Below are 24,804 nucleotides of genomic sequence, written 5' to 3'. Positions count from 1 at the left end.
TGATCAGGGAGGGTGTCGGCGCTACTGCCGCAACAGGGACGCCAGCGCCTGCACGTGCTCGTCGCGATCGTCGAGCTCCCGCAGGGCCTCGGCAAGCCGCAGCAGGTAATCGCGATTGCTGCCGCTGGGGCCGCGGGAACGCGCGATGTGCGCGGCTATTTCCTCGATGGGGGCGTCGCCGAGGAAGGCGTGATTGTCCGGCGTCGCGATGTAAAACACGCCGTCCGCGGTTTCGCCGTCACGCTCGAAGCGGATCTCGGTGGCGATGCGTTCGTAGCCGTTTTTTTCCCGGTGATCCAGGTGATCGAACACACTGTGCTCCACCAGGTAGGCCACGCCCTTGCACCGCCAGCCGGGCACGCGGGTGAGCGTCACCACACGGCCCGGCTGCTCGGGAGTGCCCCGGTGGTCGTGGGAGCCCTGCCAAAAGCGGCGCTGCCAGCCGGTGATGCTCGCCACCTCCCGCCGCAGCCAGGGAAAGTCCACTTTGTAGATCAGTGAACCGTAGCCGAACACCCAGGTGGCCGCGTTGCGCCCCTCAATCATTGGCGGACTGTCCCCCCGTCCCCGCGAGCACGACTCAGGCGGCGCTCGCCGCCAGCGCCTGGTCGATATCCGCCAGGATGTCGTCGATGTGCTCGATGCCCACCGAAATGCGCACCATGTCCTCGCTGACACCGGCCGAGGCCAGTTCCTCGGGGTTGAGCTGGCGGTGGGTGGTGCTCGCGGGATGGCAAGCCAGGGACTTGGCGTCGCCGATGTTCACCAGGCGCAGGATCAATTGCAGGGCGTCGATGAACTTCGCTCCCGCCGCCTGCCCGCCCTCGATGCCAAAGCTGAGGATGCCCGAGGCCTTGCCGCCGCAGATCTTGTCGCAGGTCGCCCGGTGCGGGCTGCCCTCCAGGCCGGCGTAGTTCACCCAGCTCACCCGCGGGTGCGCGGCCAGGTGTTCGGCCACGCGCTGGGCGTTGTCACAGTGGCGCTCCATGCGCAAAGCCAGGGTTTCCAGCCCCTGCATCAGCAGGAAGGCGCTGTGGGCCGACAGCGCCGCGCCGGTGTTGCGCAGGGGCACCACCCGGCAGCGGGTGATGTAGGCCGCCGGGCCCATGGCCTCGGTGTACACCACCCCGTGGTAGGAGGGATCCGGGGTGTTCATGATCGCGAAACGCTCGGGCTGGGCCGCCCAGTCGAACTTGCCGGAATCGACAATGGCGCCGCCCACCGTGGTGCCGTGGCCGCCGATGTACTTGGTCAACGAGTGCACCACGATGTCCGCGCCGTGATCGAAGGCGCGGCACAGCAGCGGCGTGGCCACGGTGTTGTCGACAATCAGCGGCACACCGGCGGCGTGGGCGATCTCCGCCCAGCGCGCGATATCGACGATATTGCCCGCCGGGTTGCCGATGGACTCGCAGAACAGGGCGCGGGTGTTGTCGTCGATCAGCGCCGCCACCGCGTCGAAATCGTCGGCGTCGGCGAAACGCGTCTCGATGCCCTGGCGCGGAAAGGTGTGGGCGAACAGGTTGTAGGTGCCGCCGTACAACTGGGAGGTGCTGACGATGTTGGTCCCCACCTCGGCGATGGCCTCGATGGCGTAGCGAATGGCCGCCATGCCCGAGGCCAGGGCCAGCGCGCCGATGCCGCCTTCCAGTGCCGCCAGGCGCTCTTCCAGTACCGCATTGGTCGGATTCATAATGCGGCTGTAGATATTACCCGGCACTTTCAGGTCGAACAGGTCGGCCCCGTGCTGGGTATTGTCAAAGGTATAGGAGGTGGTCTGGTAGATCGGCGCGGTGGCGGCGTGACTGGTCGGGTCGCCGTGATAACCGGCGTGGAGCGCGAGCGTTTCGGGTTTCATAAAGGGTATTTCCTGGGTGGTTTTGTTCTGCATTGTCGGCCGACCGGCCACGGGTTTGCCGGCGCCAGTGGCGAGCCTAGCAGAAGCCGACCATCGGACAAAGGCACACGCGCCACCGACAGCCATCGGCGCGCCCGTTCAGCAAATCAGACCGCGCCCCGTTTGTGCCCCCGACGGCCCCGGAAAGCACCCGCTCGCGTTGACCCCGATATAGCGCGCCCCCGGGATTCCCGCTACGGTAGTGCGGTGGCCGACGCAACAGGCCACGCCCGGGGCCCGCGACAGCCACGCCATGGCCGGCGAGGATGGCCCGGCGTGCATCGCGGAGCGTAGAATCGACCCGGCGGACACCGCAGACGTCACCCGAACACCAGGGAGAGCAAGCCATGAACACCCCCTACCAGATCCTCGGCGAGGCCGGCATCCGCGAGCTGTGCGCGCGCTTCTACGACATCATGGACAAGGCCCCCGAGGCCGCCACTATCCGCCGCATGCACGCGGCGGACCTGGGCCCGATGAAGGAAAAACTCGCCGACTACCTGATCGGCTGGATGGGCGGCCCACCCCTCTACGCCGACAAGTACGGCTCGGTGTGCATGACCGAGCCCCACGCGCCCTATCGCATCGGCCCGGTGGAGCGCGACCAGTGGCTGTGGTGCATGGACCGCGCCCTGGAGGAATCCGGCGCCAGCGAGGAACTCAAGCGGATGCTGGAAATCCCCCTGCAACGCATCGCCGCGGCGGTGCAGAACAGCGAGCACGGCGCGCGAGAACCGGACGGCACCATCATCGCCACCGGCTGAGGCGGCAGCCGGGACTCACTGGCGGAGACCGGGATTGCCACCGATAATGCAGGTAGGTTCCCAAGCTCGCCGAGGAGGCTTCCATGCCGACCCAGCCAAGAATTCTCGACCTGATCGGCCACACCCCGCTGCTCTACCTGCGGGAGGCCTCGGAACAGACGGGCTGCCACATCTACGGCAAGGCGGAGTTCATGAACCCCGGGGGGTCGGTCAAGGACCGCACCGCCCTGGGCATCATTCGCGCGGCTGAAGCCTCCGGTGAACTGCGGCCCGGCGGGGTGATCGTCGAGGGCACGGTGGGCAATACCGGCATCGGGCTCACCCTGGTCGCCAACGCCCTGGGGTACCAGTCGGTCATCGTGATGCCCCAAACCGCCAGCCAGGAGAAGATCGATCACCTGGAGATGCTGGGGGCGGACCTGATCCTGGTGCCATCGGTGCCCTACAGCAGTCCCGGCCACTACATCCACACCGCGGAAAACGTCGCCCGCGGGCGCGCCCACGAGGAACCCAACGGCGCCACCTGGGCGCGGCAGTTCGACAACCCCGCCAACTGGCGCGCCCATTTCGACACCACCGGACCCGAGATCTGGGACCAGACCGAGGGCACCGTGGACGGCTTTATCTGCGCCGTGGGCACCGGCGGCACCCTGGCCGGGGTGTCGGCCGCGCTGCGCGAGCGCAACCCGGCGGTGAAAATCGGCCTCGCGGACCCCGTGGGCTCCGCCCTGTACAGCCACTTCCACGGCGGCGAACCGGAAACCGGAGACCACTCCATCGCCGAGGGCATCGGCGTGTCCTTCGTGCCCGGCAACCTGGAAGGGGTGGAGGTGGACTTCAGCTACCGCATCGACGACGACACCGCCCTGCCCCTGGTCTTCGACCTGCTCAAGCACGAGGGCATCTCGGTGGGCGGTTCTTCCGGCATCAACATCGCCGGCGCGATGGCGATGGCCCGCGACATGGGCCCCGGCCACACCATTGTCACTGTCCTGTGCGATTCCGGCAGCCGCTACCACAGCAAGCTGTTCAATCCCGAATTCCTGATGCGCCACAAACTGCCCTTCCCTGCCTGGATGGCCAGCTAGGCAAGCCCAACCACACAAGCATTCCCAAGCTGTTACAGGCGCACCACTATTGTGCGCCGGGTTTATTTTTTTATACCACCCGATTGGCTCGCAACCCACCGAAGTCTATGCTTGCTGGATGCCGTCCGCATATAAGGAGAAAAAAATGCAACGCAAGTCATCGTTCCCTTTGCGCCACCCGGCGCTGCGCATGCTACCGCTACTGCTGGCCATGGGGCTCGGCGCCGGCTGCAGTGACAGCAGCGACCACAGCGGCGGCGACGCCGGTGGCGGAGAAGCGCCGACGCCACTGGGCGAATTCGTACTGGCGGTGCTGTCCAGTGCCCCGGACCAGGTCAGCGGCGGCGAGGCCCGGATTGCCATTGAGGTGCCGGAGGGCTTGTCGCTGGATGATGTGAACGTAGCCCTGGACGGTCGCGATGTATCAGGGGCCTTCACTGGAATGGCCAGCGGACACGGCCTCGAGGGACGCGTGGACGGCCTCGTCGAGGGCGGTAATGCGCTGACTGTCAGCAGTGCCGAGGGCAATGTGCCGGAAGCGGAACTCACGCTGACCAATTACCCCGCCACCGGACCGATCTTTTCCGGCCCGCAGCAAACGCCGTTTTTCTGCTCGGTGGACGACGACCTTGCCAACCTGGAACTGGGACCAGTACTGGATGAACAGTGCACGGTGGAACGGGTCATCAGCTACAAGTACCGCACCGTGGACGGCGACTGGGCGGACTACGAGCCCGGGCAGGCTGCCCCCGGCGACATGGCCACCACCACCACGATAGACGGCGACGAGGTCGACTTTATCGTGCGCTGGGAAAGGGGCAGCCTGAACCGCTTCCTCTATTCGATCGCCATGCTCTCGCCCGCCCCCGGCGAGGACGATGAACCGGACCTCAGCGCCTGGAACAAGCGCCTGATCTACTACTTCCAGGGCGGCGTCGCCATCGGCCACTACCAGGGCGACCCGAGCCGCCGCCGCGCCCTCTACGCCGACGGCCTGGCGGCGGGCTACGCCGTCGCCTACTCCACCGGCACCAAAACCGGTACCCACTACAACCTGGAGCTGGGCGGCGAGACCGCGCTCATGGTCAAGGACCGCTTCGTCTCCGCCTACGGCGCGCCGGATTACACGGTGGGCGTCGGCGGTTCCGGCGGCGGCATCCAGCAATATGTCTACGGCCAGAACCACCCGGGACTGATCGACGCCGGCGTGCCGCAGTACGCCTACCCCGACATGGTCACCCAGACCATCCACATCGGCGACTGCGAACTGCTGGAACGGTGGATGGACATGAAAGTGCTGGACGACCCGATGTCGAAATGGGCCAACTGGGAAAACCGGACCTGGCTGATCGGCCTCAACGCCAGCAATACCGTGCCCAATGACGTGGTGGACTTCGGCCTCACCCCCTGGCTCGCACCGGGCTCGACCGAATGCACCGCCGCCTGGCGCGGCCTGTCGGCGCTGGCGCTGAACCCGAATTTTGGCCAGGCGCCGGGCATCACCGGCGAGCAACAGGCGTCCGTTGAATGGTCCCACTTCGCCGACCTGATCAACATCTACGGCACCGCCGAAGACGGCTTTGCCAGCGCCACCTGGGACAACGTGGGCGTGCAGTACGGCCTGCAGGCCCTGCGCGAGGGCAATATCACCCCGGCGGAATTCCTGGACCTGAACTGGAACATCGGCAGCTGGAAAAACGAACCGGAGATGGTGCAGGAGGGCTGCCCCTATATCATCGAACTGTGCTTCGCACTGAATGACAACCTGCCCCTGTTCCCCGACCAGATCGACCCCTGGAGCTGGCGCAACGCCAACGCCCCGGGCAGCGCCGGACAACCGGCGCCGCGCAAGGCCGCCGACCCCGGCGCCATCGGCGCCGCCTTCGATTCGGGCATGGTCAATCACGGGGCCGTGGAAATCCCGCTGATCGACGTGCGCCACTACCTGGAGGAGGAGCTGGACATGCACAACTCCCACCAGTCCTTCGCCGCCCGGCAACGCCTGCTGAACCACGATGGCGACGCCTCGAACCAGGTGATCTGGTTTATCGACCGCAACCCGGACGGTGGCGACCACGACAACACCATGGACGCGTTCGCGGTCATCGACGAGTGGATGGCCAACATTCGCGACAACCCCGGGGCCTCGGTGGGCGATAACCGGCCGGCGGAGGCAGTGGACAGCTGCTTCGACAGCGGCGGCGCCCTGATCGCCAGCGGCGAGGACGTGTGGAACGGCATCCTCGACGACGCGGCGCCGGGGAGCTGCACCGAGCGCTTCCCGATTTACAGCACCTCGCGCATCGTCGCCGGCGCGCCGATCACCGGCGACGTGTTCAAGTGCGCGCTGCAGCCGCTTGGCGAGGCGATCGACAGCGGCCTGTACGGCGGCTGGGAGCCCAGCTCGGAGGAGCGCGCCACGCTGGAGGCGATCTTCCCCGAGGGCGTGTGCGACTACAGCCAGCCGGGCGTCATCAACTAGCGCCGGCTCCGCGCATCGGGACGGCCGCCGCTCAGGCGGCCGCGAAAGGCAAGCGCCGCACCCGCTTGCCGCTCAGGCGGTACATGGCGTTGGCCACCGCCGGCGCCAGCGGCGGCACCCCCGGCTCGCCCACCCCGGTGGGGTCGAGGCGGGAGTCGACGATGTGCACCGCCACCTCGGGCATCTCGTCGATGCGCAGCACCCGGTAGTCGTGGAAGTTGCTCTGTTTGGCCTCGCCCTGCTCGATATCGATCTCGCCGTAGAGCGCGCCGGCGAGGGCGAAGCCGATGCCGCCCTCCATCTGCGCCGCCACCTGGTCCGGGTTGATGGCCACGCCGCAGTCCACCGCGCAGTGCACCTTGTGCACCCGCGGCAGGCCATCCGCCCGCAGGCTGACCTCCACCAGCTGGGCGACATAGGAGCGGAAGGAGTAGTGCACGGCGATGCCCTGGGCGCGGCCCTCCGGCAGCTCCCGGCCCCAGTTACCTTCCTCGGCAACCCGTTTCAGGACACCCGCCATGCGCGGATCCCCGTCCAGCAGCGCCAGGCGAAAGGCCACCGGGTCCTTGCCGGCGGCCTCCGCCAGTTCATCCATCAGCGTCTCCACGGCGAAGGCGGTGTGGGTATGACCCACCGAGCGCCACCACAGGGGCCGCACCGGCTGCGCCGGGGAGTGCAGTGCCACGCTGTGGGCGGGAATGCTGTAGGGCGTGGGCTCCACACCCTCCACACTGGACTCGTCGACCTGCCCGTCCCGCAACATGCCCGCGCCGGCCATGATCGACTGCCCGACGATGGCGTGCCGCCAGGCACTGAGCGCGCCGTTGGCGTCCAGGCCGATCTCGGCCTTGTGCACGTACAGCGGGCGGTACTGCCCGGCGCGGGTGTCGTCCTCCCGGGTCATCTGCATGCGCACCGGGCGCTCCCAACCGTGTTTGTCCTTGAGCGCCTTCGCCACCTGCACCGCGGCCACGGTGAAGTCCGCCCAGGGGTTGGCCCGGCGCCCGAAACTGCCGCCGGACACCAGGGTGTGCAGGGTGACCTGCGAGGTCTCCAGGCCCGCCGCGCGGGCGGCGGAGGGGTGATCGATGGAGGGAAACTGGTGCCCCGACCAGGTTTCCAAACGACCGTCGTGCAGCCAGGCCACGCAGTTCATCGGCTCCATGGCGGCGTGGGCCAGGTAGGGGAAGTGGTAGGTCGCGGTAACCTTGCGCGCGGCCTTTGCCAGCCGCGGCGCGGTGTCGTCGCTGGCCACCACCGCCTGGCCCGGCTGGTCGGCCAGGGCCTCGTACTCGGCATACAGCGCCTCGCTGGAGGCCGGGCCCGCCCGCGCGGTGTCCCAATCCAGTTCCAGCGCCCGCCGGCCCTTGATCGCCGGCCACATGCCCTCGGCCACCACCGCCACCCCCTCGGGGATTTCCACCACATCGACCACGCCCTTGACCTGCAGCGCCTTGTCGGCCTTGTAGGACTTCAGGGTGGCGCCGAAGGCCGGCGGCCAGGCGATCACCGCGGTCAGCAACTCCGGCAGTCGCACATCGATAGTGAAGGTGGCGGTGCCGGTGGATTTGGCGCGGGAATCCACCCGGCGGGTGGATTCCCGGCCAATGTAGATGAAATCCCCGGGGGCTTTGAGCGACACGGTCTCGGGCACGGGCACCTCGGCCGCCGCCGCGGCCAGCTCGCCGAAAGTGGCGCGCCGGTTTCCGGCGGACACCACGCCGCGGGACACCGCGATCTCAGCCGCGGGCACCCGCCAGCGTTGCGCCGCCGCCTGCACCAGCATCGCCCGGGCGGTGGCGCCGGCGCGGCGCATCTTGGTCCAGGAATCGGCCATGGCGCTGGAGCCGCCGGTGCCCTGGGCGCCACCCAGCAGCGCGTTGCCGTAGAGCTGGGCATTGGCCGGGGCGTACTCGATGGCCACGCGCTCGATGTCGGCGTCGAGTTCCTCGGCGAGTAAGGTCACCAGGCCGGTGGTGCTACCCTGGCCCATCTCGAAGTGTTTGATAATCAGGGTGACCGTGTCGTCCGGGGCGATGCGCACGAAGGCGTTGGGGGCGAATTCCGCCGCCGCCCGGACTCGCCCGGCCAGGGGCAATTGCAGGCCCAGCATCAGCCCGCCCAGGGCGGTGGACTGCAGGAAGGTGCGACGGGAAAGACCACCGGTGGTGGCTGTGGATGGCGAAGCTTTCATGGTCGACCTCCTTATGCGGCGAGCGTATCGGCGGCCGCGTGGATGGCCGCGCGAATACGCTGATAAGTGGCACAGCGGCAGATATTGCCGCTCATGGCGCTGTCGATCTCATCGTCGCTGGGTGCGGGGTTGCTCTCCAGCAAGGCCACGGCGGACATGATCTGGCCGGACTGGCAGTAGCCGCACTGCACCACGTCGAGGCGAATCCAGGCCTCCTGCACCGCGCGGGCAACCCGCGAATCGAGGCCTTCGATGGTGAGGATGTCCCTGTTCTCCAGCGCCTGGGCGGGCATCGAGCAGGAGCGGATGGCCTGCCCGTCCAAGTGCACGGTGCAGGCGCCGCACTGGGCGATACCGCAACCGTACTTGGTGCCGGTGAGGCCTAACTCGTCCCGCAGTATCCATAACAGCGGCGTATCGGCGTCGACGTCCACCGCGTGGACTTCGCCATTGATTTTCAGTTCGGGCATGGGTGATCTCCTGACTGCGACCGGGGCAAATCTCGGACGCCGCGGCACTGGCCCCACAGTATAGGCAACTGGCCGGCGGCTGACTTGCCCGATCCGCACCAAACCCGGCACAGCGCCGGTTTTAGGCAATAAAACCGTAGTTTTCGACAAGGGCGCGCAGGGGCCGACTGGCGACGCTTTGAACATTGCGCGGCCGCCGGGGTCTGAGCCCATATTGAGCAGCCGCTACAATGACAGCGACGCAAGCGACGGGAACAAGGCATGAAACACATCATCCCACTACTGGCGGCCCTCGCCGCCGCGTCCTCCGGCGCCGCCGCCCTGGCGGGGGATACCTTAAACAGCCGGGAACAACAGCGCCTGGCACCCTTCCTGGGCTTCTACCAGGGCGCCTTCGACACCGCCGTCACCGCCACGCCGCTGGACGACATGAACGTCAACCCCTGCCGCGACTGCGACACCCACGGCGACCCGCTGAAGGACATCTACCTCAAGCTCGGCATCGACGGCGACCGGCTGCGAATCAGCTTCCACCGAACCCCCGACGCGCCGCCTTTCGACCTGCTGGGCAAATACTGCCACAGCGACATCGGCGCGCTGGAATCGCTGGAATCCGCGGAAGGCAAGGGCAAGGACAGCGGCGATGCCTACCGGGTCACCACCGCGACCTTTGCCTTCGACGCCGGCCGCTGCCCGCGCAACATCACCGAGAACAAGGCCCCGGAGTTGACCCTGTCGCTGATGGAAAACCGGACCCAGGGCATGCACTTCGCCAAGGTGGAAATCGACAAGGACCTGCGCCGGGTGGTGACCCTGACCGCGAAAAACCGCGAGGGAGAGCGGGTACCGGTGAAATCCAACCCCAACGACTACGGCAAGGACCGGCGCGAAACCCGCACCTATGTCTACGAAGACGAGATGGGCGCGGACGACGACTACCTGCGCAGCAACACCACCGAGACGCGCTATTTTGCCATTCCGGTGGTACTGAACGGCTATGTGGGCGCCAACCTGACCTGGTGGCCCCACAAAATCCTCGACGTGGAGGCCGAGACCGAGGAGGTACTCAGCCGCCACACCGGGGTGTTCATGCCGGTTCCGGCTGAGCTGCCGCCTCCGGACTAGCCAAGGCGCCGGCCTGTCCGTCGGCGAGCAGCAAGAAGCCCTCTTCGTTCAGGCGCGCGCGCAAGCCCGTGTTCAGCCAGCGCAGGCCGCTGTCGTCGGTGCTCACCGCGCCGGCGTCCTCGTCCGCCGGTCCCGCCATCACCTGGGAGCCACCGATCCACAACTCGCCCTCCTCGCCCAGGGGCCGCTCCGTCCCGGTCCGCGCATCGACGATGCGCAGGCTGGTGCCCGGCAGGGGCATGCCGGCGCTGCCGGGCAGGTCGCCCTGCTGCACCTTCCAGTCCTTGAGGTCCAGGGCGTCGGGGATATTCAGCGTGGCCAGGGCGGTGGTGGCGGGACCGCCGAGGCCCTCGTACACGCGCCGCCCGAAACGCAGCTCGAAGGCCTCGCGCAGCGCCGGCGCCACCGGCCCCCCGGTACACACCACCATGCGCAATGACGCCAGCATCAGGGGATGCGCCGCCGGCTCCGCGGCCAGGGCCTGTAATTGCCCTGGCATCACCGGCAGCAATGTGGCCTCGAAACGCGCCGCGGCCCGGGCCAGCGACAGCACGTCGTCGCGATCGGCCTGCGCGACCACCGGGATGCCCTCCACCAGGGGCATCACGGTCCCCAGCACAAAACCGTCCGGGTGATCGATGGCCCGGCTGCCCAGCAGCACATCGTCGACCCGGGTGTTGAGGACGTCCGACAGCTGCTTGCAGTTGGCCATGAGGTTGCGGTGGGACAGGACCACCGGCCGCTCGCGCTCGTCGAACAGCACCACCGCCGGCGCCCCGCCACTGGCCTTGCCGCCCAGCAGCCGGTGGAACAGGCTGCCGGGTAGCAGGCGGAACTGCCACTGCCGCCACCAACCGGAGCCCGTCGCCCGCAGCTCGTCGAGCCACAGCCACTGGCTGCCGGACAGCGCCTCGCCGGCGGATTCGGCGGCTTCCGCTATCGCGCGGGTACTCAGCACCCGGTCGATGCCCGCCGCCCGTGCCCGGGGCTCCCAGGTGTCCGGGCGCGCCGGGTCCAGGGGCACCACGGTATATCCGCGCCACAGGGCGGCGAGCACCGCGACGGCGGCGTCCGGCCCGGGCGGCAACAACACACCCAACCGGCCGGGCTTGCGCCCCGGCAGGCCGCCGGCCACCCGCGCCGCCGCGACGGCCAGCGCCGCGGCGCCCAGGGATTCGCCGCTGGCGTCGGCACAGGCCAGCTCCGCCCCGCGGCGTTTGGCGGTGCGCAGGAAGGCCAGCGGCACCGTTTCCAGCTCCTCGCTGTAGGCCTGCCAGGCCCGCAGCGACAGTTCGATGACCTTCTGCTTCAGGGCCTTGGCCCCGGTTTGCAGCGGCAGCGACTCGCCGAAGGCGACGATCAAATCGCGGCGGAAATCCGGGGCGCGGGCCACCCGCAGGCCCTCGTCGGCCCGGGACAGGCTGCTGCCCCACAGGCCGTGGAGGTAAAAGGGCACGATGACCCCGTCCTCCACGCCCTCCAGGGTGCGCTCGTAACCGGTGTGGAATTTGCCCAGGTGGCCGTTGCGGCTGATCGCCCCCTCGGGGAACAGGCACACGCACTCCCCGGCCTTGAGCAGGCCGTTGATGGTGCGCAGGGCCTCCTCGCTCTGGCCGGCGGCGATGGGTACCACGCCGAAGGCCTTCAGCAGCGGCTTGAGGTACCAGGTGTCGTAGATGCGCCGCAGCATCACGAAACGGATGGGCCGCGGGCAGGCGATCTGCACCAGCGCCCAGTCGATCCAGGAGATGTGGTTGCCCAGCAACAGGGTGGCGCCGGACTGCGGCAGGTTGTCGAAACCGATCACCTCCACCTTGTAGCGGCGCTTGAGGATGGCCATCACCAGCAGGCGCGCCAGGGAGTGCGGCAGCTTGCGCACCGTGTAGCCGGTGCCGATCACGGCGACCCCGGTGAGTATGTAGAACAGGCCCACGCTGTCGATACCCACGGTGGCGAAAACCACGGTCAGGGCCAGGGCGGTCATCATCGCCACGTTCTGCACCCAGTTGTTGCCCGCCAGCACCGTGCCCAGCTGCTCCCGGCGCGCCTGGAACTGGATCAGCGAATTCAACGGCACGATGAACAGGCCGCCCATCAGGCCCACGAACAGGAAGGCCAGGCCCATGGCGACGGCGCCGCCCAGCCCCGGCAAGATCGCGATACCGATGGCAATCCCCAGCGCCCCCACCGGAATGAAACCGGTCTCGATGTAGTTGCGCGAGGCGCGGCCGGCGATCATCGAGCCCAGCACGATACCGATACCGGAGCAGGCCAGGACCCCCTGGATCACCACCGTGTTGGTGACCCCCAGGGACTCCTTGGCAAAGGCCGGGAAGGCCGCCAGCATCACCTGGGAAATAGCCCAGAAGGTGGCGAGGCCGATGATGGAAAGCCAGATGGCATTGCGCTCGGACAGCACCTTCAGGTTGCGCCGCAGGTAGTCGAGCCGGGCGTAACGCTTCAGTTCGAAGCGGTTGTCCGGCGCGCCCTGGCGGCGGGCCGGCAGCAGCGCCGTCGCCAGCCATTCCACCAGCGCGAGGGCGACCAACACCCAGCCAATAGGCGCGATGTGGTGCATGATCTCCCCCGGGCCGGCGGCCGTGGCGCCGCTCAGCAGGGCCTCGAAGGCCATGGAGAACACCAGGGTGCCGAGCAGGATGCCGGCGATGGTGATCGCCTGCACCGCGCCGTTGGCCGAGGCCAGGTTCCTGGCGCCCACCAGCTCCTTGATATAGCCGTACTTGGCCGGGCTGTAGATGGCGCTTTGCACCGCCAGGGCCAGGGTCAGGGCGAAGGCCGCCCAGAACCAACCCTGGTAGTAGCTGAAGGTGATCAGGCCGGTGGCGATCACCGCCACCAGCGCGGAATGGCGGATCACGCGGTGCTTGGCGAAGCGGTCGGCGAGAAAGCCCGCCGGTGAAAACAGCAGGATAAAGGGCAGCAGGATCAGGCCGTTGACGATGGCGGTCAGCACCACCTGCTGCTGGCCGTCGTAGCTCTTGAAGATGGCGTTCTGGATCACGATCTTGTGCCCCAGATCGACAAAGGCGTTGAGGAACACCACCGCCAGGTAGGCGTAGTAGCCCTTCTTGTTGCTGTTCATGTCTTTGTTCTCTTTGCCGGAAATTGTCGCGCAGGCTATGTCCCGGGCCCGCTATTTACTACCTGTACGCCAGCTGTAGCGATTACCGCCACCTTTGGTACTATTTGGCGATACCCGACGTTCGTCGCACGGGATTATTCACCACACCGCATCGCGGTGCATTCGCAAGGAGTCACCCCATGGCCCAGGTCAGCGCCCTGGTCGAGGCCCTCAAGGCCGCCCTGAAGGCCGCCCGCATCAACTACGCCCAGGTGGCGCGGGCACTGTCGCTGTCGGAGTCCTCGGTGAAACGCAAGTTCTCCCGCGAGGAATTCACCATAGCGGAAATCGACCGTATCTGCGCGCTTTGCGCGCTGGATTTCGGCGATCTGGTGCAGTTGATGGAACAGCGTCACGACCGCCTGCAACGGCTGACGGTGGCACAGGAGCGGGAAATCGCCGACGACCTGGCGCTGCTGGTGGTCACCGTCTGCGTCCTCAATCGCTGGCGCTTCGAGGACATCCTGTCCTTCTACGTGTTCGACCAACACCAATTGGTGCGGATGCTCGCGCGCCTGGACCGCCTGCGCCTGATCGAGCTGCAGGCGGACAACCGCATCAAGCTGCTGGTGGCGCCCAACTTCGGCTGGCTGCCGGGCGGGCCGATCCAGCAGCGTTTCCTCAAGACCATCCAGAAGGACTTTTTCGCCGCCAACTTCGAGCGCGAGGAACACAGCCTGATCGTGCTCAACGGCATGCTGTCGGACGCCTCCAACGCCGAGTTCCGCCGCCGGCTGGAACGCCTGGCCCGGGAGTTCGACCAGCTCAACCGCGAGGACGGCGGCCTGCCCTTCCCCGACCGCCACGGCTACACCGCGGTGTTGGCGCTGCGCGACTGGCGCTACGCGGGTTTCGCGCCATTGCGTTCCGACGGGGATTCCTAACACGGTATCACCCCGCGCTACCGCCGGTGGCGCGCGGTAGCGCTTCGCGCGCCGGCGTTGTCCGCCGCCCTCCCCGCCGCCAATACTGATCCGCGTCGAGACAACCACGGGAGGATTCGACATGGATCAATACGAACTGAGCAGCACTACCTCGGCCTGGGATTTTTTCGTCCGGCTGTCCTTTGGCATCGCGGTGACCGCCACGGCCGTCGGGGTGTACATGATTCCCGGGGAACTGGTGGTCAAGGGCTACTTCCTGATCAGCTCGCTGTTTCTGGTGTTCTCCACCATCACCCTGTCCAAGACCACGCGCGACAAGCACGAGGCCGACCGCCTCTATAACCGTATCAACGAGGCGCGCACGCACAAGATCCTGCGCGAAATGGATAGCGAATAGGAGGCCAGACCATGAATGTGTTTCGCAAATTGAACACCCTGCTGCGGGCCGGCGCCCGCGAGAGCGCCGAGCGCGTCACCAACGCCAACGCCATTCGCATCTACCGCCAGGAGATCGCCGACGCCGAGCACCTGCTGGAGCGGCGCCGGCTCTGCCTGGCGGGCATGATCGCCAGCCGCCGGGACCTGGAGCGCGAGATCGATGGCTGCGAGCAGCGCATCGCGCGGCGCGAGGCCGAGGTCGGCGGCATTCCCCACGAACGGCGCTCGGAGGAAGTGCTGCAACTGGCGGCCCGGGACATACGCGCCACCGAGTCGCACCTGGTCGACCTGCGCCGGCGCCTCGCCGCGCTGGGCGGGCGCATCGACAACGAGGAACTGACCCTGCGCAAGTTGCGCAGCGAAATCCGCGAACACCGCCGCGAGGTGCAGTTATTGGCCTCGGAGGTGGCCCGCGGCGGCTGCCAGGTGGTGGAGCGCTACCGCGATACCGTCGCTGGGCACCTGGCCACGCTGCGCGAGACCCGCGAGCACATCAGCGGCGGCGTCGCCGCCAGCGACACCGCGGAAGCGGGCATGGCGGAGGCCATCGAGCGCGTCGACGGGGACCCGCTGGAGCGCCAACTGGCGCGGGAGGGGCTGGACGACGAGTCGCGGCGGCTGGATGCGGTGTTGTCGAGGTTGCGCGGTCTCGGGGCGCAATAGAGAGGCCGGGGCTTTTTGGTCGAATGAATTCGACCCTACACGGACGGTGGCGCATCCCCCTGTAGGGCGGAATTCATTCCGCCGCTTTTGGTCGAATGAATTCGACCCTACACGGACTACACGGACGGTGGCGCATCCCCCTGTAGGGCGGAATTCATTCCGCCGCTTTTTGGTCGAATGAATTCGACCCTACGGGGGCGCGCCGCGGGTACGGGTGAGGTGGCGGGGTTTTACGTCAGCCCTTCATTTTCACCATGGTGTCGAGAATGCGGGTGGCCAGCTTGCCGTAGGGGGGCGCCAGCAGTTTCATCGCGGTCCGCTTGGCCTGGTAGAACACCGGGCGCATCTTGGAGCAGGCCACGAAACCTTCGTAGCCGTGGTAATGCCCCATGCCGGAGGGGCCGACGCCGCCGAAGGGCAGGTCGTGCTGGCCGACGTGGAACAGGGCGTCGTTCACCGTCACCCCACCGGACATGATGCGCTCGATATACATGTCGGACAACTTGCTGTCGTTGGTGAAGGGGTAGAGCGCCAGCGGCCGGTCGTGGCTGTTGACGTAGTCCACCACCTCGGACGGCTCGCTGTACTCGAGCACCATCAGCAGCGGCCCGAAGGTCTCGCGCTGGCGGATGGTCATCTCCGGCGTGGTGTCCAGTACAAGGTGCAGGGGCATTTTGCGCAGTTCCGCGTTCGGCTCCTGGCCCTCGCAGAGATTGATCACCGTGGCGCCCTTGTCGCGGGCATCCCCCAGCGTGTCCCGCAGGCGCTGGAAGGAGCGATCGTCGATGATCGAGGTGTAGTCGATGTGGTTGATGTCGGGGCAGTGCTTCGCCGCGTAGGCCCTGGCCAGCTCGATAAAGGCCTCGCGCTGGCTCCGGTGCACAAACACATAGTCCACATTGGTGCAGATCTGCCCGGCGTTGAACTGCTTGACGAACATGATCCGCTCGACGGCCTTCTTCAGCGGATAGGCCGGGTCGATCACCGCCGGCGCCTTGCCGCCGAGCTCGAGGATCACCGGGGTCAGGTTCCGCGCCGCGGAGGCCATCACCGCGCGGCCGGTCTGGCCGGAGCCGGTGAAGATCAGCAGGTCGAAGGGCACCTGGGAGAACTGGATACCCACCCCGCCGGTCTCCTCGAAGAAGGCCAGTTTGTCCTCCGGGAAGTAGCGCGGCGCCAGTTCCTTCAACAACCGCGACAGGGCAATGGAGTTCTCCGACATCTTGACCATCGCGCGGTTGCCCGCGGCGAACACTGCGGTGAGCTGGGAGAACGTCAGGTTGACCGGGAAGTTCCAGGGAATAATCAGCCCCGCCACGCCCAGGGGCTGGGGAATGAGCCGGTTTTTGGCGCCGAGGTACATGGACTTGTCCACATGCCGCTTCTGCGGCTTCATCCACTTTTTCAGCTGCTTGATGGTGTCGTTGATGCCGTCGGTGACGGTGACGATCTCGGCGAACTTGCTCTCGTGGCGCGAGCGGTTGCCGTAGTCCTCGCTGATGGCGTCGATCATCGCGTCGAGGTTCTCGCTCACCATGCGCTTGAGATTGAGCAGGTCCTGTTTGCGCTCATCGAAGCTGGGGTAGGGTGCCTCCAGGTAGGCCGCCCGCTGGCTCTCGAAACAGGCCATCAGTTCGGCGCGCACGGCCTCGGCGGCTCCGGTGTCAGTCATGGGGCTGACGGTCGCAGGGTTGTTCACAGCGCTTCCTCCCGCCTATCGCAATAGGCAATTCCCGGTTAATGCAGCGTAGCACAGCGCCGGCCACGGCCGGCCGCGACGCACATGGATGTCCGGGGGCACTATACTCCCCCGCGGGGCGCAAGACTGGCAAACAAGCGACATTTGCCGCGCCCGCGACCGAAGCCTACTATCTGCGCCATGCCCACCGAGCCCAGCGACAATCTCCGCAAGATCATCCATATCGACATGGATGCCTTCTTCGCCAGCGTCGAGCAGCGCGACAACCCCGCGCTGCGCGGCAAGCCCATTGCGGTGGGGGGCTCCTCCGCCCGCGGCGTGGTGGCGGCGGCCAGCTACGAGGCGCGGGAGTTCGGGGTGCGCTCGGCGATGCCCTCGGTGACCGCCAGGCGGCGCTGCCCGGAGTTGATTTTCGTCAAGCACCGTTTTGAGGTATACCGCGAGGTCTCGCGGCAGATTCACGGCATCTTCGCGCGCTATACCGACCTGATCGAACCCCTGTCGCTGGACGAGGCCTACCTCGACGTGACCGCGGACAAGCGGGGCGTGGGCAGCGCCACTGGCATCGCCCAGCGAATCCGCCACGAGATTCGCCGGGAGACGGGACTCACCGCCAGCGCCGGGGTGAGCTACAACAAGTTCCTGGCCAAGATCGCCTCGGACCAGAACAAGCCCGACGGCATTTGCGTGGTGCGCCCCGACCAGGGCGCCGACTTCGTGGCCGCCCTGCCCGCCCGCCGCTTCTACGGCGTGGGACCCAAAACCGCGGCGAAGATGGCGCGCCTGGGTATCCACACCGGCCTGGAGCTGCGCGAACGCGACCTCGATTTCCTGCGCCAGCACTTCGGCAAGTCCGCCGAATACCTCTACCGCGCCAGCCGCGGCGTGGATCACCGCCCGGTCAAGCCCGACCGCATCCGCAAGTCGATCGGCGCCGAACGCACCTACGGCGAGGACCTGCTGGAGGACGCGGCCCTGTACCAGGCCCTCGAGGTGATCGCCGACACGGTGTGGGAGCGCATCGACAAGAACGGGGCCCGCGGCCGCACCGTCACCCTCAAGGTGAAGTACAGCGATTTTCGCCAGATCACCCGGGCCCACTCCCTCGTCGACCCGGTGCGCGACCGCGCGCACCTCGGCGAGCTGGGCCGCGAACTGCTGGCGGCGCTATTGCCGGTTCCCCTCGGCGTGCGCCTGCTGGGCCTGACCCTCTCCAACCTGCTGGACAGCGCAAGCGCGGACGAACCCGCCGCCGCGGTGGCCGAGCCCGCACCCGCCCAGGGGCGCTTTGACTTCTAGGCCCCGGCCGGTGGCGGCACCGGCACGACACCGCCGCCGGCCGGGGCGGCATCAAGCATCCGCCACTCAGAAGCGGTAGTTGAAGGACAGACGGTAGTCCCGCGGCGCGCCGAACTCCAGCTGCCGGTAGAAACCGATCTGGCTGTAGTAGGTTTCGTCGAGGGCATTCTGCACATTGAGCTGGGCCGACAGCCGGTCGGTGAAGTCGTAGCGCAGCATCATGCTCACCAGGGCATAATCGTCCTGCTCCACCCGCTCGGGGGCGCCGGTCACCGCGTTGAAGGTGTCGGTGTAATTGCCGTCCTGCCAATTGACGCCGCCGGACACCGTCAGCCGGCTCCACGCGCCGGGGAAGCGGTAGGTGGTGAACACCTTGAACAGCTTGTGGGGATTTTCGGTGTTGACGGCGTTGCCGTCGGCGTCCTCGGCGTCGAAGTCGGTGTAGCTGGCGCTGATATCCCAGCCCTCGGCCAGCAGGCCGGTCACCTCCACTTCGTAGCCGGTGCTGTTGGCACCCTCGGCCTCGTAATAGGCCTGCTCATTGTCGGTGCCGGGGACGATGACGACGCCATCGGCCTGGGCGAGGTTGTCCTGCTCGACGTCGAAAAAGGCTACCGTGGTCTGCAGCGCGCCGTCCAGGAACTGGCTCTTGAGTCCGATCTCGTAGCTCGTGCCGATGATCGGGTCGAGGAAGTCGCCATTGCGGTCCCGCCGCGACTGCGGCTGGAAAATTTCCGTGTAGCTGGCGTAGACGCGGTGGCTGTCGGTCAGGTCGTAGAGGACGCCGGCATAGGGCACCACCACTCCGGTGTCGCCGTAGTCGACCGCAACCCCGTAGGTACTGCCCGACTGCTCCCAGTCCGCCACCCGCGCGCCGAGAATCACTTTCAGCGGGTCGGCCAACGACAGGCGGGTGGCCGCGTAGACGCCGCGCTGCTCCGTGGTCATCTCCACATCCCGGCCCTTCGCGCCCCAGTCGGGCTGCGGGTAATTGCCGTTCCAGGCGAAAAAGTCGCCGGGGTCGGCAATGTTGCTCCGGGCATGGGACCAATTATCCTCGTCCTGCTCGCTGTCGATGGCCCCGAGGGTCAGTTCGTGCCGCTGGCCGAACAGGCGATAGGTACCGTTAACCTGGGCGCTGATATTGAGCTGTTCGCGCTCGGTGTCCGCCTTGCGCGGGGAGGCGCGCATGCCCAGGCCGGTGACCGGGTCCGGGGCGCCGGACAGATACAGCAGCAGCTGCTCCGAGGCATTGGTATTGTGGTTCACACTCAGCTTGGCCTGCCAGTCGCCGCCAAAGTCGTGCACCAGGTCGAGGTAGTAGTTCTCCACGGTGGAGGACCAGCTCGCCCAGCGCGGCGCGGTGGTGTCGGAGCGGTCCCAGTCGGCCAGGCTGCCGTCCCCCAGCCAAATCGGCAGCCCGCCCCAGGTGGAGGCGGTGGGCGAGTTATCCTGGTAGCTGCCGCCCACGCGCAGCAGCGTGGCCTGGCCGAGATCGGCTTCGACCACCCCGTAGAACACCGATTTTTCATCACCGGCGTAGTCGCGGAAGGAGTCGCTCTCTTCAAGATTAACCACCACCCGGCCGCGCACGCTGCCGCTGCCGTTCAGCGGACTGCTGACATCGGCCATCGCCCGGTAGCTGTTCCAGCGCCCGGCGCTGACGATGGTTTGGCCAGTAAACTCGCGGCTGTCGGCGTGCTTGCGCACCAGGTTGATGGAGGCCGAGGGGTTGCCGGCGCCGGTGAGCAGGCCAGTGGCGCCACGCACCACTTCCACGCGCTCGAACAGGGTCGTGTCGGTCTGTGTCTCGCCGGCGTTACCGCCCGGCTCCCAGCTGATCGGGATGCCGTCGATCTGGTAGTTGTCGATCGCGAAACCGCGCGCGGCGTAGCTGTAACGGCTGCTGTCCTGGGCGCGGGCGGATATACCGGCGGCGTTGTTGACCACGTCGGTGAGCGAGCGCAGGTCCTGGTCAATAATGCGCTGGGCGGTCACCACGCTGACTGACTGCGGCGTTTCGGCCAGTGTCAGGCCGAGGCCGGTGGCGGTGTCGATGCGCTCGGAAATGGTGTACTGGCCGGTGACCACCACCTCTTCCAGCTGCCCGCTGGCGGTGCTGTTGTTCGCGACCTGCGCGGCGGCGGCGTGGCTCCCCAGCAGGGCAAGGGCGAGGACCAGCGGGCGGCGGGTCAGCGGCGGAACGGAACGCATGGTGAAGACTCCTGCGATGAAGGTTCAAAGAGGCCTGAACCTTAATGATAAACATTATCATTTGCAAGTCTTCTAAACGATGGCTCCTCCCGGACCGGCATCCAGACGCGATCAACCATGCGCGACTCAGCTCGGCCACGGGGCCTGGAACCCGGCGCTGATAAAGCGCTTCAACTCGGCGATGAGGCTTTCCAGGTCGGCGGCGCCGACACCTTCCCCGGATGACACGTGAACGGGAAAATTGACACAGGCGAGACTGTTCAGCATCGCCTCGAGCGCGAAGCCGTAGCGCAGGCGCAGCTGCTCCCCGGGCAGCCCCGGCAGCGCGCGCGCCAAGGCCTCCATCAGCTTGTCCACGGGTGAACGAAATTCCTCGATCAGTGGAAAATGCGGTTCCTCGCCCTGCTCCGAGTAGAGGCGCGCGATAATCCGCACGTAGTCCCGCCCACCCTCGGGATCGGCCAGCAAAATCCGGCTCAGCGGCGCCAGCAGAAGCTCCACCACATCCTCGACCGCCGGCTCAGCGCCCGCCAGCAGCGCATCGATAGGCCCCTCGCGCTCCGCGAACGGCGGCATCCGGCTGCGCAACACCGCGTTGATCAACTGCTCGCGGTTCTTGAAGTGGTAGTGCACCGCCGCGGCGCTCAGCCCCGCGGCCTCGTTGATCTCCCGTATGGATACCGACAGCCCGCGGCGCGCCAGCAGGCGGGTGGCGGTGTCGATGATGATGTCTCTGGATGACGGCTTGGGCATTAATGGTTTCCCCGATGCGATGAACTGGCTTGACGGCCGATACTTATCATGTGATAAGTTACGCGCTGAAACCAGCGAATACAAATACGGCGCCATTTTTCGAGGAGACAGCATGACCCCCACCCTGCCCGGCGACAAGATCCGTCCCTTCGAGGGGATATCCGACTTTGCCTGCGACACCGAGGTCCTGGTCTGCGGCTACGGCGGCGCCGGCGCCGCGGCGGCGCTGGAGGCGGCCCGGGCCGGCGCGCGGGTGACCGTGCTGGAGCGGGCGAGCGCGGGCGGCGGCGCCACCGCCATGTCGAGCTGCGAAATGTACCTGGGCGGCAGCGGCGGCACCGCGCTGCAGAAGGACCTGGGCATCGAGGACAGCAGCGACAACATGCTGGCCTATCTGCGCGAGGCCCTCGGCCCCCGGGGCGACGACGACAAGATCCGCTGCTATGTCGACGGCGCGGCCGCGCACTTCGACTGGGTGGAGTCCCTGGGTGTCAGCTACCGGCGCGCCGCCTTCCTCGAGCGCACCGTGGTTCCCCTCACCGACGAGTCCCTGCTGTATACCGGCAACGAAAAATCCCACCCCTTCAACCGCGTCGCGCAAGCCGTTCCCCGGGGCCACGTGCCCTCGAAGGAGGGCGACGAGGGCGGCAAGCTGTTCATGGACGCGATCATGCAACGCGTGGCCGAGGCCGGCGTGGAGGTCGTGAACGACTGCCGTTTAATGGCCTTGCTGGTCGACAGGGCCGGCGCCGTGCGCGGCGTTATCGCCAAGCGGGACAACCGCGAGATCGCCATTCGCGCCCGCCGCGGGGTGGTGCTGACCACCGGGGGCTTCGTGATGAACGAGCAGATGACGCGGCACTACCTCCCCGAGATCCACTCCTACGCCGTACCCTACGGCAATACCTACGACGTCGGCGACGGCATCGCGCTGGGCATGGCCGCCGGCGGCCAGGTCGTCAATATGGACCAGGCCTTTATGTCCTTTCCCCTGTACCCGCCGGCCAGCCTGACCCACGGCATCCTGCTGAACCAGCTCGGGCAGCGCTACATCAATGAAGACGCCTACCTGGCGCGCCTGGCCTGGTTTTCCTGCCAGCAGGCCGAACGCAAGTTCTACCTGCTGGTCCAGGAAGAGGACTATGCGCCGTCGGACTACCTGGAGCGCGCCCCGATTATCGCCACCGGCGACACCATCGAGGAAGTGGCCGCCGAGGCGCCCTTCCCGGCCGGCATGCTGGCGCAGACAGTGGACTACTACAACCGCCACGCCGCGGAAGGGCGCGACCCGCTGTTCCACAAGACCGGGGAGTGGCTGAAGCCACTGGACAAGCCGCCCTACGCGCTGCTGGAGTACTCCGCCAGCGAAATGAAGGCGGTGATCATGCCGGGCACCGCCGGGCCGCTGATCTTCACCCTCGGCGGCCTGAAAACCCGCACCAGCGGTGAAGTCCTGGACCAGGACGACCGCGCCATTCCCGGGCTCTACGCCGCCGGCCGGGCCACCGCGGGCCTGCCGCGCACGGCCCAGGGCTACGCCAGCGGCATGTCGGTGGGCGACGCGACCTTCTTCGGCCGCCGCGCCGGTCTCGCCGCGGCGGCCAACGGCGAAGCCTGAACCCCGCGGGGACCGGCCCCGGCGCGGAGCCGGGGCCATCCCGGCCCGCGGGAGCGCCGTTCGACCTTGGTCGAGTTGCCCCGCCCCACCCGAGGAGTATCATCGGGGGCCGGTATTCATAACAAACGGACCGCGAGACATGTCTGAATTCCCGCTTCATAAAGTACCCGACAACTTCCAGGACGCCCATATCAACGCCGAGCAGTACCGGGAGATGTACCGGCGCTCCATCGACGACCCGGCGGCTTTCTGGGCGGAACAGGCCGAGCAGTTCCTGACCTGGGACAAGCGCTGGGACCGCGTGGTCGAGGCCGATTTCACCCAGGGCAAGGCCGAGTGGTTCGGCGGCGGCAAGCTCAACGTCAGCGTCAACTGCATCGACCGCCACCTGCCCGCGCGGGCCGACCAGACCGCCTTCATCTGGGAGGGCGACGACCCCGCCGACAGCAAGCACATCGCCTACGCCGAATTGAAGGACGCGGTATGCAGGCTGGCCAACGCGCTGCGCGAGCGCGGGGTGAAAAAAGGCGACCGGGTGTGCATCTACATGCCAATGATCCCCGAGGCGGCCTACGCCATGCTGGCCTGCGCGCGCATCGGCGCCATCCATTCGGTGGTGTTCGGCGGCTTCTCGCCGGAGGCCCTCAAGGACCGCATCCTCGACTCCGACTGCCGGACCGTGATCACCGCCGACGAGGGTCTGCGCGGCGGCAAGAGAGTCCCGCTCAAGGCCAATACCGACGCGGCGCTCGCCCACTGCCCCAACGTCCACACCTGCCTGGTGGTGCGGCGCACCGGCGGCGACATCGCGTGGCAGGAAGGCCGCGACACCTGGTACCACGAGGCCACCGAAGGCGCCAGCACCGACTGCGAGCCCGAGTCGATGGACGCCGAGGACCCGCTGTTCATCCTCTACACCTCCGGCTCCACCGGCAAACCCAAGGGTGTGCTGCACACCACCGCCGGCTACCTGCTGCAGAGCGCGCTGACCTTCAAATACACCTTCGACTACCGCGAGGGCGAGGTCTACTGGTGCACCGCCGACGTGGGCTGGGTCACCGGCCACACCTATATCGTGTACGGCCCGCTGGCCAACGGCGCCATCTCGCTGATGTTCGAGGGCGTGCCCACCTACCCCGACGCCGGCCGCTGCTGGGAAGTGGTGGACAAGCACCAAGTGGCGACCTTCTACACCGCCCCCACCGCCATCCGCGCCCTGCATGCGGTGGGCGACGAGCCGGTCAAGCGCGCTTCCCGCGCCAGCCTGCGCCTGCTGGGCACGGTGGGCGAGCCGATCAATCCCGAGGCCTGGGAGTGGTACTACACCGTGGTCGGGGACAGCCGCTGCCCCATTGTCGACACCTGGTGGCAAACCGAAACCGGCGCCCACATGATCACCCCGCTGCCCGGCGCCACCGACCTCAAGCCCGGCTCCGCCTCCTTCCCCGTGTTCGGCGTGAACCTGGCGCTGCTCAACGAGGACGGCTCCGAAATCGAGGGCCCCGGGGCCGGCTACCTGGTGGTGAAATCGCCCTGGCCATCGCAGATCCGCAGCGTGTACGGCGACCACCAGCGCCTGATCGACACCTACTTCAGCGCCTACCCGGGCTACTACTTCACCGGCGACGGCGCCTCCCGGGACGAAGACGGCTATTACTGGATCACCGGCCGCGTCGACGACGTACTCAACGTCTCCGGCCACCGCATGGGCACCGCCGAAGTGGAGAGCGCGCTGGTGTTGCACGACAAGATCGCCGAGGCCGCGGTGGTGGGCTTCCCCCACGACATCAAGGGCCAGGGCATCTACTGCTACGTGACCCCGATGGCCGGCGTGGAACCCTCCGACGAACTGCGCAAGGAACTCATCGACCTGTGCGTGAAAGAGATCGGCCCCATCGCCAAGCCCGACGTGATCCAGTGGGCTCCCGGCCTGCCCAAGACCCGCTCCGGCAAGATCATGCGTCGCATCCTGCGCAAGATCGCCGAGAACGAGCTGGAAAACCTGGGCGACACCAGCACCCTGGCGGACCCGACGGTGGTGGATCACCTGGTCGAGAACCGGGCCTCCTGACGG

At 67.3% G+C, this 24,804-nt stretch carries 18 protein-coding genes; 10 read left to right on the top strand and 8 right to left on the bottom strand.

Annotated elements, in window-relative coordinates:
* Positions 1 to 21: 21 nt before the first annotated feature.
* Both JYP50_RS08405 and JYP50_RS08400 read right to left on the bottom strand, forming a co-directional pair.
* Entirely contained in the window at positions 22 to 546 is a 525-nt protein-coding gene (locus JYP50_RS08405) for a gamma-glutamylcyclotransferase (protein WP_206560047.1), read from the bottom strand.
* Positions 547 to 580: 34 nt separating this feature from the next.
* Complete coding sequence (locus tag JYP50_RS08400) at positions 581 to 1,858, bottom strand: O-acetylhomoserine aminocarboxypropyltransferase/cysteine synthase family protein (protein WP_206560046.1); 1,278 nt, start codon at positions 1,856 to 1,858, stop codon at positions 581 to 583.
* A gap of 386 nt (positions 1,859 to 2,244) precedes the next feature.
* Here JYP50_RS08400 and JYP50_RS08395 point away from each other — a divergent pair, with 386 nt between their 5' ends.
* The 3 genes from JYP50_RS08395 (at position 2,245) to JYP50_RS08385 (ending at position 6,231) form a co-directional block, all read left to right on the top strand.
* Positions 2,245 to 2,661, top strand: a complete 417-nt coding sequence (locus tag JYP50_RS08395) for a group II truncated hemoglobin (RefSeq protein ID WP_206560045.1) — start codon at positions 2,245 to 2,247, stop codon at positions 2,659 to 2,661.
* 83 nt (positions 2,662 to 2,744) lie between these two features.
* Entirely contained in the window at positions 2,745 to 3,749 is a 1,005-nt protein-coding gene (locus JYP50_RS08390) for a cysteine synthase A (protein WP_206560044.1), read from the top strand.
* A gap of 145 nt (positions 3,750 to 3,894) precedes the next feature.
* Entirely contained in the window at positions 3,895 to 6,231 is a 2,337-nt protein-coding gene (locus JYP50_RS08385; protein WP_206560043.1) for a DUF6351 family protein, read from the top strand.
* Between the two features lie 31 nt (positions 6,232 to 6,262).
* Here the strand turns inward: JYP50_RS08385 and JYP50_RS08380 are convergent, their stop codons facing one another.
* Together JYP50_RS08380 and JYP50_RS08375 are read right to left on the bottom strand one after the other, a co-directional pair.
* On the bottom strand, positions 6,263 to 8,425 hold the full coding sequence (locus JYP50_RS08380; protein WP_206560042.1) for a xanthine dehydrogenase family protein molybdopterin-binding subunit: 2,163 nt from the start codon (positions 8,423 to 8,425) through the stop codon (positions 6,263 to 6,265).
* Positions 8,426 to 8,436: 11 nt separating this feature from the next.
* Entirely contained in the window at positions 8,437 to 8,895 is a 459-nt protein-coding gene (locus tag JYP50_RS08375) for a (2Fe-2S)-binding protein (RefSeq protein ID WP_206560041.1), read from the bottom strand.
* A gap of 261 nt (positions 8,896 to 9,156) precedes the next feature.
* Here JYP50_RS08375 and JYP50_RS08370 point away from each other — a divergent pair, with 261 nt between their 5' ends.
* On the top strand, positions 9,157 to 10,020 hold the full coding sequence (locus JYP50_RS08370; RefSeq protein WP_206560040.1) for a hypothetical protein: 864 nt from the start codon (positions 9,157 to 9,159) through the stop codon (positions 10,018 to 10,020).
* On the opposite strand, the gene JYP50_RS08365 is transcribed toward JYP50_RS08370, so the two are convergent.
* Positions 9,983 to 13,123, bottom strand: a complete 3,141-nt coding sequence (locus JYP50_RS08365; protein WP_206560039.1) for an MFS transporter — start codon at positions 13,121 to 13,123, stop codon at positions 9,983 to 9,985. The genes JYP50_RS08370 and JYP50_RS08365 overlap by 38 nt on opposite strands.
* Positions 13,124 to 13,302: 179 nt before the next feature.
* Here JYP50_RS08365 and JYP50_RS08360 point away from each other — a divergent pair, with 179 nt between their 5' ends.
* The 3 genes from JYP50_RS08360 to JYP50_RS08350 all read left to right on the top strand — a co-directional run bounded on the left by JYP50_RS08360 (position 13,303) and on the right by JYP50_RS08350 (position 15,147).
* Positions 13,303 to 14,046, top strand: coding sequence for a helix-turn-helix domain-containing protein (locus tag JYP50_RS08360; protein WP_206560038.1), 744 nt, complete (start codon positions 13,303 to 13,305; stop codon positions 14,044 to 14,046).
* A gap of 121 nt (positions 14,047 to 14,167) precedes the next feature.
* Complete coding sequence (locus JYP50_RS08355; protein ID WP_206560037.1) at positions 14,168 to 14,443, top strand: YiaA/YiaB family inner membrane protein; 276 nt, start codon at positions 14,168 to 14,170, stop codon at positions 14,441 to 14,443.
* An 11-nt stretch (positions 14,444 to 14,454) separates the two neighbouring features.
* Positions 14,455 to 15,147 (top strand): PspA/IM30 family protein, encoded by a 693-nt coding sequence (locus JYP50_RS08350; protein WP_206560036.1) that lies wholly within the window; start codon positions 14,455 to 14,457, stop codon positions 15,145 to 15,147.
* 235 nt (positions 15,148 to 15,382) lie between these two features.
* On the opposite strand, the gene JYP50_RS08345 is transcribed toward JYP50_RS08350, so the two are convergent.
* Complete coding sequence (locus tag JYP50_RS08345) at positions 15,383 to 16,846, bottom strand: coniferyl aldehyde dehydrogenase (protein ID WP_347136746.1); 1,464 nt, start codon at positions 16,844 to 16,846, stop codon at positions 15,383 to 15,385.
* Positions 16,847 to 17,026: 180 nt separating this feature from the next.
* Here JYP50_RS08345 and dinB point away from each other — a divergent pair, with 180 nt between their 5' ends.
* Entirely contained in the window at positions 17,027 to 18,145 is a 1,119-nt protein-coding gene (gene dinB, locus JYP50_RS08340) for a DNA polymerase IV (RefSeq protein ID WP_206560035.1), read from the top strand.
* Between the two features lie 66 nt (positions 18,146 to 18,211).
* On the opposite strand, the gene JYP50_RS08335 is transcribed toward dinB, so the two are convergent.
* Positions 18,212 to 20,359 carry a TonB-dependent siderophore receptor gene (locus JYP50_RS08335; RefSeq protein WP_206560034.1) on the bottom strand — a complete coding sequence of 716 codons (2,148 nt, stop codon included), beginning with the start codon at positions 20,357 to 20,359 and terminating at the stop codon, positions 18,212 to 18,214.
* Positions 20,360 to 20,485: 126 nt separating this feature from the next.
* Entirely contained in the window at positions 20,486 to 21,112 is a 627-nt protein-coding gene (locus JYP50_RS08330) for a TetR/AcrR family transcriptional regulator (protein ID WP_206560033.1), read from the bottom strand.
* Positions 21,113 to 21,224: 112 nt separating this feature from the next.
* Between JYP50_RS08330 and JYP50_RS08325 the strand changes: the two genes are divergently transcribed.
* Together JYP50_RS08325 and acs are read left to right on the top strand one after the other, a co-directional pair.
* Complete coding sequence (locus JYP50_RS08325) at positions 21,225 to 22,730, top strand: FAD-dependent oxidoreductase (RefSeq protein ID WP_241262950.1); 1,506 nt, start codon at positions 21,225 to 21,227, stop codon at positions 22,728 to 22,730.
* A 139-nt stretch (positions 22,731 to 22,869) separates the two neighbouring features.
* On the top strand, positions 22,870 to 24,801 hold the full coding sequence (gene acs, locus JYP50_RS08320; protein ID WP_206560031.1) for an acetate--CoA ligase: 1,932 nt from the start codon (positions 22,870 to 22,872) through the stop codon (positions 24,799 to 24,801).
* Positions 24,802 to 24,804: the final 3 nt, after the last annotated feature.

The sequence above is a fragment of the Parahaliea mediterranea genome (genome assembly GCF_017255185.1).
GTDB lineage: Bacteria > Pseudomonadota > Gammaproteobacteria > Pseudomonadales > Halieaceae > JAFKCZ01.
The sequence above is the reverse complement of the archived record's forward strand: the minus strand, read 5'-3'. Positions and strand labels throughout refer to the sequence as shown.

What these genes read in the sequence shown, in the direction of transcription:
- JYP50_RS08405 (WP_206560047.1), bottom strand. Translation starts at nt 546, where the DNA reads ATGATTGAGGGGCGCAACGCGGCCACCTGGGTGTTCGGCTACGGTTCA.
- JYP50_RS08400 (WP_206560046.1), bottom strand. Translation starts at nt 1,858, where the DNA reads ATGAAACCCGAAACGCTCGCGCTCCACGCCGGTTATCACGGCGACCCG.
- JYP50_RS08395 (WP_206560045.1), top strand. Translation starts at nt 2,245, where the DNA reads ATGAACACCCCCTACCAGATCCTCGGCGAGGCCGGCATCCGCGAGCTG.
- JYP50_RS08390 (WP_206560044.1), top strand. Translation starts at nt 2,745, where the DNA reads ATGCCGACCCAGCCAAGAATTCTCGACCTGATCGGCCACACCCCGCTG.
- JYP50_RS08385 (WP_206560043.1), top strand. Translation starts at nt 3,895, where the DNA reads ATGCAACGCAAGTCATCGTTCCCTTTGCGCCACCCGGCGCTGCGCATG.
- JYP50_RS08380 (WP_206560042.1), bottom strand. Translation starts at nt 8,425, where the DNA reads ATGAAAGCTTCGCCATCCACAGCCACCACCGGTGGTCTTTCCCGTCGC.
- JYP50_RS08375 (WP_206560041.1), bottom strand. Translation starts at nt 8,895, where the DNA reads ATGCCCGAACTGAAAATCAATGGCGAAGTCCACGCGGTGGACGTCGAC.
- JYP50_RS08370 (WP_206560040.1), top strand. Translation starts at nt 9,157, where the DNA reads ATGAAACACATCATCCCACTACTGGCGGCCCTCGCCGCCGCGTCCTCC.
- JYP50_RS08365 (WP_206560039.1), bottom strand. Translation starts at nt 13,123, where the DNA reads ATGAACAGCAACAAGAAGGGCTACTACGCCTACCTGGCGGTGGTGTTC.
- JYP50_RS08360 (WP_206560038.1), top strand. Translation starts at nt 13,303, where the DNA reads ATGGCCCAGGTCAGCGCCCTGGTCGAGGCCCTCAAGGCCGCCCTGAAG.
- JYP50_RS08355 (WP_206560037.1), top strand. Translation starts at nt 14,168, where the DNA reads ATGGATCAATACGAACTGAGCAGCACTACCTCGGCCTGGGATTTTTTC.
- JYP50_RS08350 (WP_206560036.1), top strand. Translation starts at nt 14,455, where the DNA reads ATGAATGTGTTTCGCAAATTGAACACCCTGCTGCGGGCCGGCGCCCGC.
- dinB (WP_206560035.1), top strand. Translation starts at nt 17,027, where the DNA reads ATGCCCACCGAGCCCAGCGACAATCTCCGCAAGATCATCCATATCGAC.
- JYP50_RS08335 (WP_206560034.1), bottom strand. Translation starts at nt 20,359, where the DNA reads ATGCGTTCCGTTCCGCCGCTGACCCGCCGCCCGCTGGTCCTCGCCCTT.
- JYP50_RS08330 (WP_206560033.1), bottom strand. Translation starts at nt 21,112, where the DNA reads ATGCCCAAGCCGTCATCCAGAGACATCATCATCGACACCGCCACCCGC.
- JYP50_RS08325 (WP_241262950.1), top strand. Translation starts at nt 21,225, where the DNA reads ATGACCCCCACCCTGCCCGGCGACAAGATCCGTCCCTTCGAGGGGATA.
- acs (WP_206560031.1), top strand. Translation starts at nt 22,870, where the DNA reads ATGTCTGAATTCCCGCTTCATAAAGTACCCGACAACTTCCAGGACGCC.